This window comes from Gordonia sp. B8661-1 (assembly GCF_059427765.1).
In genome coordinates this window covers 36,039-48,092 of the sequence record NZ_JCAHRL010000012.1, presented here as the reverse complement: position 1 = coordinate 48,092, position 12,054 = coordinate 36,039, and the positions used below count along the sequence as shown (strand labels likewise).

Below are 12,054 nucleotides of genomic sequence, written 5' to 3'. Positions count from 1 at the left end.
GTGTCGCACTACGACCGCGTCAGGTGCGCTGATTGATGCGAACCAGGTTGCCGGCCGGATCACGGAATGCGCAGTCGCGCACACCGTATGGCTGATCGGCCGGCTCCTGGAGCACATCGGCGCCACTGGCCTGCACGCGTTCGAAGAGCCCGTCGAGGTCGTCGGTGGCCAGCGTGATGGCGGTGTAGACGCCCTTGGCGATCAGCTCGGAAATCGTCTGCCGTTCGGCCTCGGTGATGCCGGGGTCGGTGGCCGGCGGATGCAGCACGATGGCGGTCTCCGGCTGATTCGGCGGCCCCACGGTCAGCCACCGCATGCCGTTGTAGCCGACGTCCTGCCGGAGTTCGAATCCGAGTGTGTCGCGGTAGAAGCCGAGTGCCGCCTCGGCGTCGGTGTGTGGAAGGAATGCGTAGTGAATGGTGATGTTCATGCCCATCACGCTAGAACCGAGGGAGCGGCTACGCTTCTCGATTCCTGATCGGTCTCGCGACCACCTTCGCCAGACAGGGCGGAATGCCCTCGGTCGCGGGTCCCTGCTCGCGGAACACACTGGGCGACACACCGAGCAACTCCGTGAAACGGGTGCTGAAGGTACCCAGCGACGAGCATCCGACGGCGAAACAGACGTCGGTGACACTCATGTCGCCACGCTGGAGCAGTGCCATCGCGCGTTCCACCCGCCGGGTCATCAGGTAGCTGTAGGGCGACTCGCCGTATGCCGCGCGGAACCGTCGGCTGAGATGGCCCGCGGACATGTGCACGCCGCGGGCGAGCTCGGCGACGTCCAGCGGCTGCGCGTACTCGCGGTCCATGCGATCGCGGACCTTCCGGAGCAGCGTCAGTTCCGCGAGGCGCTGCTCGGGTGTGGTCGCCACGATCCGGCCGTCACGCGTCGAGGGTGATGCGGACCCCGACGTCGCCCTTGTCGTTCTGCTTGGCCACCGCATGACCGGTCCGCGTACGACCGTCGAGCGTCAGGGCGATCGGTCCTCCGTCGCCGGTGAAGTTGCGCCACCAGTTCTTCTTGTCCGGCAGTGCCACAGCGACCAGGATGTCGTCGCCCTTCCTGCGGTAGCTCACCGGCAGACGGAACTCGGTGCCCGATCGTCGGCCGCGATAGGTGAGCACCGTCGTCGAGCGTCCCAGCAGTGGGCCGATGCCGGGCACGCCCAGCAACGGGATGACTCCGCGATTGAACACTGCCGCAGTGCGCTGAAAGAGGTTCATGCTCCGATCGTGCCCCACTGCCGTCCGCGACGCCACAGGCTGGATACGCTCGATCCCGTGCCCGATTCGGACGACAGCAACGGACATCTGGACATGGTGGACACCGTGGTCATCGGCGCCGGGGTGGTCGGACTTGCCGTGGGCCGGGCGATCGCGCTGGCCGGGCACGAGGTGATGGTCGTCGAGGCCGCCGACGCGATCGGCACCGCGACCAGTTCGCGGAATTCGGAGGTCATCCACGCCGGGATCTATTACCCGGAGGGCAGCCGGAAGGCGATCGCCTGCGTTCGTGGTCGAGAACTGCTGTACCGGTATTGCGCCGAGAACGCGATTCCCCACCGCCGCATCGGCAAACTGATCGTCGCCACCACCGACGACCAGCTGGGTGCCCTCGGCCGAATCCGTGCTCATGCCGAGGCGAACGGCGTCGACGACCTGCAGGACGTCGGTGCGGGCCGACTGCATGATCTGGAACCCGACCTCCAGGCGGTCGGCGCACTCCTCTCCCCGTCCACCGGGATCGTCGACAGCCACGCACTGATGCGCTCGTTCCGGCGTGATCTGGAGCGGAGCGGCGGCGACGTGGTTTTGCGCACCGCGGTCGCCGGCGGCCGGGTCGGCCACCGCGAATCGGTGGTGGAATTCGGCGATGGCGGTGCCGTTCGTTGCCGCCGACTGGTGAACTGTGCCGGGCTGTCCGCGTGGGATGTCGCCGCGTCTCTCGACGGTTACCCGAAGAACCGGATACCGCCGCGGCATCTTGCCCAGGGCAACTACTTCACGCTCGCCCGGGGCTCGGCCCCGTTCCGCCATCTGATCTATCCGGTACCGGTCGACGGCGGACTCGGGGTTCATCTCACCCTCGATCTCGACGGCGCCGCCCGCTTCGGGCCCGACGTTCAATGGCTGGCCGACGATGAGTCCGTCGGTGAACTCGACTATCAAGTGAATCCATCACGCGCACAGTCGTTCTCCGACGCGGTCCGACGGTACTGGCCCGGCCTTCCGGACGATTCCCTGGCGCCGGCCTACGCGGGCGTGCGCCCCAAGCTCAGCGGTCCCGGTGAACCCGCTGCGGACTTCGCCGTGATCGGCCCCCGGGAGCATGGCATTCCGGGCGTGGTTCAGCTCTTCGGCATCGAATCCCCCGGGCTGACCTCGTGCCTTGCGTTGGCCGACATGGTCGTCGAACTTCTGGTCTAAGGCACCACCGACAGGGCTAGGGTGAGTGACATAGCTGCCTGCGGCACATCCGGACTGTGTCCAGGCGATTCCGCCACCACGACAGGAGCACGATGAAACTCGGTCTGCAGCTGGGCTACTGGGCGGCACAGCCGCCCACCAATCACGGCGTGCTCGTGGCCGCGGCGGAGCGCACCGGCTTCGACGCCATCTTCACCGCCGAGGCCTGGGGTTCGGATGCCTATACGCCGCTCGCGTGGTGGGGTGCGAAGACCGAGCGGCTTCGGCTGGGGACCTCCGTGCTGCAGATGTCCGCGCGCACCCCGACGGCCTGTGCGATGGCCGCCCTCACTCTCGATCATCTGTCCGGCGGCCGGATGATCGTCGGGCTCGGCGTCTCCGGACCCCAGGTCGTCGAAGGTTGGTACGGGCAGAAGTTCGCGAAACCCCTTGCGCGGACCCGGGAGTACGTCGACATCATGCGCAAGGTCTGGGCGCGCGAGGAGCCGGTCATCAATGCCGGACCACATTATCCGCTGCCCTATGACGGGCCCGGCGCGTCGGGTCTCGGCAAACCCCTCAAGCCGATCGTCCATCCCCTGCGGTCCGACATCCCTGTCATGCTGGGCGCGGAAGGCCCGAAGAACATCGCGCTGGCCGCGGAGATCGCCGATGGTTGGCTGCCGCTGTTCTACACCCCGCGGCTCGCCGACATGTACAACTCCTGGCTCGACGAGGGCTTCGCACGTCCGGGTGCACGTCGTAGCCGAGAGGACTTCGAGATCTGCGCGACCGCCCAGATCGTGATCACCGACGACCGTGCGGCCACGTTCGCGGCCATCAAACCTTTCCTCGCCCTCTACATGGGCGGCATGGGCAGTGAGGACACCAACTTCCACGCCGAGGTGTACCGCCGCATGGGGTACGGCGACGTCGTCGACGAGGTCACCGCACGGTTCCGGAACAACCGCAAAGACGAAGCAGCACAGGTCATCCCGGACGAGGTCGTCGAGGACTCGGCGATCGTCGGCGACATCGACCATGTTCGCGAACAGATCGGTGTGTGGGAACGCGCGGGTGTCACCACCATGCTGGTCTCCCCCGGCAGCGTCGCCGAGGTCGAACAGTTGGCCTCGCTGGTCTGACCCTCGTCAGTCCGCGGGAGCGGCCGTCGATTCCGCGAGCCACCGGTGGACGAGCGGGACGGCGCTGGCACCCTCGCCACTCGCGGCGGCCACCCGCTTCATCGATCCGCCGCGGATGTCACCGGCGGCGAACAGACCGGGCACGCTGGTCTCCAGGTCGGTCGGTGGCACATCGAGGATCCACCGGTCCCGGGGCACATCGCGTCCCGTGAGGACGAATCCGGTCTCGTCGCGGGCGACGTCGTCGGGTAGCCAATCGCAATGTGGTTGCGCGCCGAGGAGCAGGAACAGCCCACCGGCGGGATACCGCGTTTCGTCGCCGGTCACCCGGTCGCGCAGGGTCAGCCACTCCAATCGCCCGGTGCCGCCACCGTCGACGACTTCGGCGGACCCGCGGACCCGAATGCGCGGGTGGTAGGTGATCTCGCCGATCAGATACTGCGACATCGTCGCCGAGAGATCCGGACGTCGCACGACGATGGTCACCGATTTGGCGAATCGGGCCAGGTGGATGGCGGCCTGCCCGGCCGAATTGCCGCCCCCGACGACGACCACGTCCTGGCCCTCCATCTCGCGGGCCGCGCTCATGGCGGCGCCGTAGTGCACTCCGAGACCGACCAGATCCTCCAACGCGGCCACTCCCAGCCTCCGGTAGGCGACGCCGGAACTGACCACGACCGACCGTGCGTGGACCGCGCCACCGTCGGTGACGACCCGGAACGGATCACCGTCGGAGCCACCGGTGATCCCGGTGACCGGCCAGCCGGTGAAGAACCGTGCCCCGAAACGAACCGCCTGTGTGCGGGCCCGCTGTGCGAGTCGCATACCCGAGATGCCCCGCGGGAATCCGAGATAGTTGCGGATCATCGAACTCGTGCCCGCCTGGCCGCCGATCGCCTCGGACTCCAGCACCACGGTCGACAAGCCTTCCGATGCTCCGTACACGGCCGCCGCCAGGCCTGCGGGGCCGGCGCCGACCACGACGAGATCGACCACCGCATCGACCGCGATGTCATCGGGACGGCCGTACAACATCACCGTCACCTCACGCGCCGACCGCGGCGCCATCACCGGCTTGCCCGGGTCGCGCAGATTCTGCAGAAGCGGGAATCGTGGTTCGCCGTCGTAGGCCTCGATCGCCGCACGGCCTTCGTCCGACTCCGGCGCAAACGTTCGGTAGGGCATGCCCATCCGATCGAAGATGTCCCGGAGTTCCATCGTGACCGCGTTCAGTTCCGGCGTGATGAGGCGAAGGATCTCGACCTCCGGGGCGGCGACCGTCGCTCCCCAGTCGGAGAGCAATTCGACGATGGCGTAATGGAACTCTTCGTCGCGGGGTCCACGCGGGATGCTGACGAAGGTGTCGAACTTCCCCTTCTGCAGGGCGGGTCGCAGCGCCACGCTGCGCTCGCCGAACACCTCCCAGGGGATGGCCACGACACGTCGCGCGGTCGGCACGATCGTCCGGAATGTCCCGAGCGCTTCCAGTGGATTCATGTCCGGGAGTTCGGAATCAAGCACGATCATCGCCACCGCGCGGCCTTCGTTGCGCAGACGGCTCAGCACCGCGATGGCCTCGATCGCCGATGTCGCACAGGACACCTCGTAGTCACGGCGATACCGTTCGAACTCGGACAGCAGTGTGTCGCCGTGTGTTGCCGACACCACCCCATGACCGGCGGGATCGAACCCGTGTGTCGCGCCGTCACCGGTTCTTCGGTCATGTCGACATCCTTTCGGCTCCGCTCAAGCGCTCACCACTGTACGGGTCGCCAGCGCCCGGTCGCGGACGGTGAAGATCCGCGTGCCGGTCTTCACGCCGTCACGTACTTCGCTGACGGGAGTGGACAATTCGGACAATCTCCGATGTGTCGACTCGAGATCGGTGGATCGCCACGCGACGCCCCAGAGCGCGCAGGCAGGCAGATCCGTGCCGAGGCTGTCGGGATCGAGCCCGGTCACCACCTCGAGCACCACCGCGCTCGTCCCGCTCCCGGCACGGAAGAACAGTTGCCGTGCGCCGCCACCGAGCTCCCGGTCGAGCCGGAAATCGAAGCCCAGCGTCGCGCCGAACAGGCTCAGCGCCCGGTCGCGGGTCGGGGCGGTGACGACCAGATGGTCGAGCGAGACGATGTCGTGGCCGACACGTTCGTCGGTGCGTACCGTGTCGATCGCGCCGACGGGTTCCGTCGGCGCTAGGCCCCGCCGCGACAGCAGACGCTGCGCACCCGCGAGATCATCGACGCCGAACATGCTGTGCCCGAACGCAACCCGATGTGGATCGGATGATCGCCGCCATGACACCGAACCGTTCCGGACGCTGACGACGTCGTCCGTCGGTTCGCCCAGCAGCCGTGTGTACGCGGCCGACGTGGCATCGGGATCGTCGGTGGACAGCATCAGTGCCGTGCCCGTGGACGCCGCCTCCGGTGCGCTGGTCATCGCGCCGGGGAACTGGTCAGGTGCCACGCACCGCATACGCAGTGATACGTGCGCAGCCGGGCGGTGCGGCGGTTGTGGACCCCGGCCGACCGGCTCGCGGCGTCGATGGCGTCGCGGGCGAGCGACTCGGCGGCATAGGACTGTTTCATCGGTGTCGGACACACCTCTCGTGCTGATGCGGCAGGCACCTTCCGGCGCATCGGCCGGCGTTCGGGGGAAGCGGCCGTGCGTGATTCGATGTCGCGATAGAACGCATCGAGATCATCGTCGGAGAACGGCACGCGCCAAGTCTAGTGGCCACGCGCCCGGGTCGACGGTCCCGTGGCGCTGATGCGCGGGTGCGATCAGCCGGCCATCCACAGACGGCGGCGGACCACACCCCGCAGACGACGTAGTTCCGACACGCTCATGGTCTCCGGCGGGTTGTCGTTGACGATGCGATCGACTTCGGCGAAGAAGTCGCGGTCGGTCAGGCCGAAACGTTCCACGATCGTGCTCGACGATCCGCCTCCGAGCGGGTACCACTCGGTCTCGAATTCCAGCATCTCCTGCTGCCGGGTATCCATACGTGTACTCCCCCACACAATGTTCGTGATTGTGATTGTCGTTCCGCCGCCGTGGCCCCGTGCGCGACGACGTCGAACCCCCGCGTGACGCCGCTCCGACACGGACTCAACACTGCTGTGTCGCAGGTGATTCCGTCGCCGGCGGCATACGATTCGACGTTCGCGCTGATGGTGCTGTCTCCGTTGTACACCGCTGCCCCGACTCGTAGGCCGGTTTTGCCTCGCGTTGCACAATAGTCATCGATTTTTCGACGGCGGGACGTACGGGCGTCCGGCGAATTCCATCATCGACAATCCGGGGCCACTCATGCCTAAACTTCGTTCATGAATGACGACATACATCCGGAACGGGATCGAACCCATCGAACGGCGGCCGACGAGGTGCCGGGCAGGCATGGCGAGATCAGCGATGTCGGCGAGACCGGTAGGGCGACACGTCCGACCGTCGGCGCCCGAGTCAATTCGTTCGCACGCACCGTCATCATCTCGCTGATCGTCCTGGCGCTGTTGGTGATCGCGTACTTCTTGCTGGCCGCATTCCTGCCCCGCTGGTGGGCCGATCAAATCGGTCAGCGGGTGGACCGATCGTTCAGCCGCGGCGTCGGCACCGGACTGGTCATCGGCTTCGTGTGCACCTTCGCGCCCTTGCTCCTCCTGGTCTTCGCGGCCGTGGGGCGCGGACGGCTGCGCAACGTGCCGACGATCTTCTGCGTCGTCGCGGCCGTCATCCTCGCCATCCCCAATCTGTTGACACTGTCGGTGGTACTCGGCACCAACAACAGCGCTCACGCGGGTGAGCGGATCTTCGACGTCCAGGGTCCCGCCTTCCGCGCCTCCAGCCTGTGGGGCGCGATCATCGGCGCACTACTCGCGATCGCGGTCAGCTACTTCATCTGGGGCTACCGCAGGCGCGGGCGAAAGCTCCACGAATCCGAGAGACGTGTGGCCGAGGACCGGGCACTCCTCGCCGATCGCGACGACTGATCGGGCTATACCGCTTCCCGTTGACGGTCGCGCCGGTTCGCCCAGATGCTGCTGGCCAGTGCGGCGCTGATGAAGGCGATGCCGACCAGGCCGGTGACCACCTCGGGCAGATGGATGCGCACGCTGAGCAGCAGCATCACCGCGAGCGCGCCGATGGCCCAGTGCGCGCCGTGTTCGAGGTACCGGTACTGGCCGAGGGTGCCCTGCCGGACCAGGTAGATGGTGATCGACCGGACGAACATCGCGCCGATGAAACCGAGACCCAGGGCGATGATGATCGGGTCGGGCGTGATGGCGAAGGCACCGATGACACCGTCGAAGGAGAACGAGGCGTCGAGCACCTCGAGGTAGACGAAGAGGAAGAAGCCCGCCTTGCCCACGGCGACGGTGGCCGGGTTCGGCCCCTCGGGGTGGATGCCGTCCGGACTCCCCTCGTCCTCCTGTCGGCTCAGGAACAGGGCACCCAGGCCGTCGACGACGATGTAGGTGATCATGCCGAGGAGCCCGGCGATCAGGATCGTGGCCCGCGAATCGCCGTCCACCAGGAACTCGGCGACCAGCACCAGGGTGCCCGCGGCAAGGACCACGGAGAGCTGGTCGAGACGGCCGAGTTTCGCCAGGGGCCGCTCCACCCAGGACAGCCACGTCACGTCATGCCGGGACAACACGAAATTCAGGAACAGCAGCAGCAGGAACATGCCGCCGAATGCCGCGATCTGCGGATGTGCCTCGTTCAACAGGGTCTCGTAACTCGGTGAGCCGTCCGGGAACTCCTCGGCACCGTTGGCCGGCGGATTCATCGCCAGACGCAGGGCCTTCACCGGGTCCAGCCCCGCGGTGACCCACACGATCGCCAGCGGGAAGATCAACCGCATGCCGAAGACCGCGATCAACACACCCACGGTCAGGAACATCCGCTGCCAGAACAGGCTCATCCGCTGCAGGATGCTGGCGTTGATCACCGCGTTGTCGAAGGACAGCGAGATCTCCAGTACGCCCAGGATGGCGCACAGCGCGAGGCCGGTCCACCCCATGTACAGGAAGGCGGCAACGAGTGACAGGACTGTCACCACCATGGACAGCCCAAAGGTCCTGACGATCATCGAAGCCGCTCCGCCTCTTTCGCTAGTACGAGTAGTTCTGACCCCAGGGAGTCGATGGTGCCCGAGTCGGCCTTCTCGCCGACGGCGGTCACCAGGTCCTCGGCCGCGCAGCGCAGGGCGAACAGGCGATCACCGAACGCATCGGCCTCGGCCGCGGACAGGATCACGGCGTCGGCGGGAATAGAAGTACCCTCGGTGAGCGCTCTTTGCTCATAGGCGCGTTGCCGGCACGACTGCTTACAGTATTTGCGCCGTCGACCGAGTTCGGAGTCGACCATGCTGCGTCCACACCAGGCGCAGGCATAGGGGCGGCGTCGGTCGTTCACGCTACGACCGTACCCGGACGATGTTCCGGTCGTGTGGTGCGACCCGGCCTGCGACAACGCGTAGAATGGTCCCCGCAGACGACATGGTGAGAGGAATTCAGGAATGGCAGATCGAGTACTTCGGGGTAGCCGCCTCGGTGCGGTGAGCTACGAAACCGATCGCGATCACGACCTTGCGCCGCGACGTATTGTCCAGTACCGCACCGACAACGGCGAGATCTTCGACGTCCCCTTCGCCGACGACGCCGAGGTGCCGTCGAAGTGGCCGTGCAAGAACGGCATGGAGGGCACCATCCTCGAGGGCGCGGAGCCCGAGGAGAAGAAGGTGAAGCCCCCGCGCACCCACTGGGACATGCTCCTCGAACGGCGCAGTGAGGACGAACTGGAAGTGCTGCTCAACGAGCGACTGGATCTGCTCAAGCAGCGCCGCAAGGGCGTCAGCAGCTGAGCGACCGATACCAGTGAACGGCCGGGCGAGTGATCGCCCGGCCGTTTTCGTATGAGATCTCGATACGGCGCTCGGCTGGCGCCTCGCCCCTACTCGATCAGCGTCGAAGGACACCCGCTGGTCAGCGCCTCGCCCCTACTCGATCAGCGTCGAAGGACACCCTCGCCGGTCGGCGCCTCGCGACCTACTCGATCAGCATCTGAGGCCCAAGTGTCGATGTGCCGCTGGTCGAGTAGCGACGAGCGAGCGAAGCGAGCACGCCGCGTATCGAGACCGTGGTTCTCAGCGGCGGATGCCGAGTTTCTCCAGGCGGCTCTGCAGGCCCCAGCGGGCGACCATGAGGAATGCCTCGGTCATCACGCCGCCGCTCATCTTCGACTCACCGATCTCGCGTTCGGTGAAGGTGATCGGTACTTCGCGCACGTCGAAGCCGGCCCGCACGGTGCGCCAGGCCAGATCGATCTGGAAGCAGTAGCCTGCCGACTCCACACTCGGCAGATCGATCTTCTCGAGGACGGACCGTCGATAGGCGCGATAGCCGGCGGTGATGTCGTGCACCTTGGCGCCCAGGGCGAGCCGGGCGTAGGTGTTGGCGCCGCGCGACAGGACCTCGCGCCGCTTCGGCCAATTCACCAATTGGCCGCCCGGCACGTACCGGGAACCGATGGCCAGGTCGGCGCCCGCGTTCACCGCGTCGAGGAGTCGATGCAACTGCTCCGGTGCGTGGCTGCCGTCGGCATCCATTTCGATGATGACCGCGTAGTCACGTGCGAGTCCCCATGCGAATCCCGCGAGATACGCCTTGCCGAGCCCGTCCTTCTCGGTGCGGTGCAGAACGTGGATACGTCCCTGCCCGTCGCCCGAGGCCAGATCGTCGGCGACATCTCCGGTCCCGTCCGGGCTCGAATCGTCCACGACGAGGACATGAACGCCGGGCAGTGCCGCCTGGAGACGCTCGACGATCAACGGGAGGTTATCCCGTTCATTGAAGGTGGGGATCACCACAAGTGCGCGCTCACCACGCGGACCGACGACCGCCTGGTCGTCGCCCGATGTGCCGCCCTGCGGTCCCGATGCCGGACTAACCACTGCCTCCGAACTCCTTCGTTCGCTGCTCCCGTGAGAATCTAGTATGCCGAGCGAATGCAACCAAAAGCCCGATCACCGCGATCACCATCGCCACGGTCTGCGGCCAGTCGCCGATGCGGGTCGCAATCGTCTCCTCCTGATGCAGAGGAAGGCGGGCCGATAACACGTCGGGAGTGAAAAAACCGCTCTGAGCTGCGATCATCCCGTCGGGTTCGACGATCGCACTCACACCGCTGGTCGCCGCGACCACCACCGCGCGACCATGTTCGACGGCGCGCACCTGTGACATGGCCAACTGCTGATATGTCATTTGCGTGCGTCCGAACGTCGCGTTGTTGGTCGGTACGTAGAGGATCTGGGCACCGTCGCGAACCGCATGACGTGCCGATCGGTCGAAGGCGACCTCCCAGCACGTCGAGACCCCGACGTCGACCCGGCCGGACCTGCCCGGGACCGTGACCGTCGTCGGACCGCTGCCGGGTCGGAAGTTGCCCGCCATGTCCGCGTAGGACGAGAACATCCGGAAGAACCCGCGCCAGGGCAGATATTCGCCGAACGGCTGGATGATGTGTTTGTCGTACCGGCCGACCGGTCCCCGGTCGCCGTCCCAGACCAGGACCGTGTTGGTCGGCCGGCCGTCGGGATTCTGAACGAGGGTGCCCACGAGGATCGGGGCGCCGACGGCGATGGAGGCATCGGTGATCTCCCGGGCCGCGTCCTCGTTGGTCAGCGGTGAGATGTCGGAGGCGTTCTCCGGCCACGCGACGAAATCGGGCTGCTCGACGCCCTGATCTCGTACGGCGGCGGCCAGGGCGTGCGTCTCGCGCACATGGTTGTCGAGCACGGCGCGGCGTTGTGCGTTGAAGTCGAGTCCGAGCCGGGGCACGTTGCCCTGTACCGCCGAGACACGCGCCGACGATCCGGCGACGTTCCGATCCACGGTGTCGGGGGTCAGCGCGATTCCGGCGATGGGGCCGAGCAGTGCGAGAACGACCGCGATCGCGGCCGCCCGTGCCACGCCGGGATTGTGGTGATCGCGGTCCATGAGCGCGCGGACGGCGATCTGCCCGAGCCAGGCGATGGATGCGCCGAACAGTGCGACCGCGCCCGACAGTCCGGGCGCTCCCAGCACCGAGGCCAAGGGCAGCAGCGGTCCGTCGACCTGACTGAATGCCGCTCTCCCCCAAGGAAATCCGCCGAACGGGAACGAGGATCGCGCGGCTTCGACGAGAAGCCACGAGACCGTGAACCAGATCGGTGGCACCGGCAGACGCATGGTGAGTGTCGCGATGACACCGAAGACCGCAAGGTAGCCGGCGAGGGCAGCGGCCAGCGCCAGCCACGGCAGCGGTCCGACGTAGACGCCGATCCACGGCAGCAGCGGGACGAAGAACGCGAGGCCGAAGACGAAGCCCAGCCATGCACCGGTCCGTGCGCGTGGCCTGTCCACTCCGAGGACCAGAGCCAGCAGACCGAGGGAGATCACCGCGAGGAACCACAGGTTCCGTGGCGGGAACGCTCCCCACATCGCCACGCCGGCGA

General features: G+C 66.8%; 15 protein-coding genes. 4 read left to right on the top strand and 11 right to left on the bottom strand.

The genetic code is table 11. The features are described 5' to 3' along the window. Nucleotides 1–19 precede the first annotated feature (19 nt). From AC4JJG_RS19650 to AC4JJG_RS19640, 3 genes are read right to left on the bottom strand one after another with little or no spacing between them, the layout of a single operon-like run. Nucleotides 20–430: a VOC family protein gene (locus AC4JJG_RS19650; RefSeq protein ID WP_495400578.1), complete on the bottom strand. Its 411-nt coding sequence runs from the start codon at nucleotides 428–430 to the stop codon at nucleotides 20–22. Nucleotides 431–458: 28 nt separating this feature from the next. After that, a complete protein-coding gene (locus tag AC4JJG_RS19645) occupies nucleotides 459–878 on the bottom strand; it encodes a helix-turn-helix transcriptional regulator (RefSeq protein WP_495401007.1) in 420 nt (139 codons plus the stop codon). A gap of 7 nt (nucleotides 879–885) precedes the next feature. After that, on the bottom strand, nucleotides 886–1,227 hold the full coding sequence (locus tag AC4JJG_RS19640) for a nitroreductase/quinone reductase family protein (RefSeq protein ID WP_495400579.1): 342 nt from the start codon (nucleotides 1,225–1,227) through the stop codon (nucleotides 886–888). Between the two features lie 87 nt (nucleotides 1,228–1,314). Between AC4JJG_RS19640 and AC4JJG_RS19635 the strand changes: the two genes are divergently transcribed. Both AC4JJG_RS19635 and AC4JJG_RS19630 read left to right on the top strand, forming a co-directional pair. Further along, nucleotides 1,315–2,430, top strand: coding sequence for an NAD(P)/FAD-dependent oxidoreductase (locus AC4JJG_RS19635; RefSeq protein WP_495401008.1), 1,116 nt, complete (start codon nucleotides 1,315–1,317; stop codon nucleotides 2,428–2,430). Nucleotides 2,431–2,522: 92 nt separating this feature from the next. Then, nucleotides 2,523–3,554 carry an LLM class F420-dependent oxidoreductase gene (locus AC4JJG_RS19630; RefSeq protein ID WP_495400580.1) on the top strand — a complete coding sequence of 344 codons (1,032 nt, stop codon included), beginning with the start codon at nucleotides 2,523–2,525 and terminating at the stop codon, nucleotides 3,552–3,554. Nucleotides 3,555–3,560: 6 nt separating this feature from the next. Here the strand turns inward: AC4JJG_RS19630 and AC4JJG_RS19625 are convergent, their stop codons facing one another. The 4 genes from AC4JJG_RS19625 to AC4JJG_RS19610 all read right to left on the bottom strand — a co-directional run bounded on the left by AC4JJG_RS19625 (nucleotide 3,561) and on the right by AC4JJG_RS19610 (nucleotide 6,562). Next, the gene (locus AC4JJG_RS19625; protein WP_495400581.1) at nucleotides 3,561–5,222 is read right to left on the bottom strand and encodes an NAD(P)/FAD-dependent oxidoreductase; all 1,662 of its coding nucleotides are present in this window, start codon (nucleotides 5,220–5,222) and stop codon (nucleotides 3,561–3,563) included. A 78-nt stretch (nucleotides 5,223–5,300) separates the two neighbouring features. After that, nucleotides 5,301–5,996 carry a VOC family protein gene (locus tag AC4JJG_RS19620; protein ID WP_495400582.1) on the bottom strand — a complete coding sequence of 232 codons (696 nt, stop codon included), beginning with the start codon at nucleotides 5,994–5,996 and terminating at the stop codon, nucleotides 5,301–5,303. Then, nucleotides 5,993–6,277, bottom strand: coding sequence for a hypothetical protein (locus AC4JJG_RS19615; RefSeq protein ID WP_495400583.1), 285 nt, complete (start codon nucleotides 6,275–6,277; stop codon nucleotides 5,993–5,995). The genes AC4JJG_RS19620 and AC4JJG_RS19615 overlap by 4 nt, the downstream gene beginning before the upstream one ends. Nucleotides 6,278–6,340: 63 nt before the next feature. Beyond that, nucleotides 6,341–6,562: a DUF3263 domain-containing protein gene (locus AC4JJG_RS19610; RefSeq protein WP_495400584.1), complete on the bottom strand. Its 222-nt coding sequence runs from the start codon at nucleotides 6,560–6,562 to the stop codon at nucleotides 6,341–6,343. Nucleotides 6,563–6,886: 324 nt separating this feature from the next. On the opposite strand from AC4JJG_RS19610, the gene AC4JJG_RS19605 reads away from it, so the two are divergent. Next, complete coding sequence (locus AC4JJG_RS19605) at nucleotides 6,887–7,546, top strand: hypothetical protein (RefSeq protein ID WP_495400585.1); 660 nt, start codon at nucleotides 6,887–6,889, stop codon at nucleotides 7,544–7,546. 5 nt (nucleotides 7,547–7,551) lie between these two features. On the opposite strand, the gene AC4JJG_RS19600 is transcribed toward AC4JJG_RS19605, so the two are convergent. Both AC4JJG_RS19600 and AC4JJG_RS19595 read right to left on the bottom strand, forming a co-directional pair. Further along, nucleotides 7,552–8,649 (bottom strand): DUF475 domain-containing protein, encoded by a 1,098-nt coding sequence (locus tag AC4JJG_RS19600; protein WP_495400586.1) that lies wholly within the window; start codon nucleotides 8,647–8,649, stop codon nucleotides 7,552–7,554. Further along, nucleotides 8,646–8,927, bottom strand: a complete 282-nt coding sequence (locus AC4JJG_RS19595) for a hypothetical protein (RefSeq protein WP_495401009.1) — start codon at nucleotides 8,925–8,927, stop codon at nucleotides 8,646–8,648. The genes AC4JJG_RS19600 and AC4JJG_RS19595 overlap by 4 nt, the downstream gene beginning before the upstream one ends. Before the next feature lie 151 nt (nucleotides 8,928–9,078). Between AC4JJG_RS19595 and AC4JJG_RS19590 the strand changes: the two genes are divergently transcribed. Further along, a complete protein-coding gene (locus AC4JJG_RS19590; protein ID WP_495400587.1) occupies nucleotides 9,079–9,423 on the top strand; it encodes an RNA polymerase-binding protein RbpA in 345 nt (114 codons plus the stop codon). A 282-nt stretch (nucleotides 9,424–9,705) separates the two neighbouring features. Here the strand turns inward: AC4JJG_RS19590 and AC4JJG_RS19585 are convergent, their stop codons facing one another. Together AC4JJG_RS19585 and lnt are read right to left on the bottom strand one after the other, a co-directional pair. Continuing rightward, on the bottom strand, nucleotides 9,706–10,512 hold the full coding sequence (locus tag AC4JJG_RS19585; RefSeq protein WP_495400588.1) for a polyprenol monophosphomannose synthase: 807 nt from the start codon (nucleotides 10,510–10,512) through the stop codon (nucleotides 9,706–9,708). Next, on the bottom strand, nucleotides 10,505–12,040 hold the full coding sequence (gene lnt, locus AC4JJG_RS19580) for an apolipoprotein N-acyltransferase (RefSeq protein ID WP_495401010.1): 1,536 nt from the start codon (nucleotides 12,038–12,040) through the stop codon (nucleotides 10,505–10,507). Before lnt ends, AC4JJG_RS19585 begins: the two co-directional genes overlap by 8 nt. Nucleotides 12,041–12,054 lie beyond the last annotated feature (14 nt).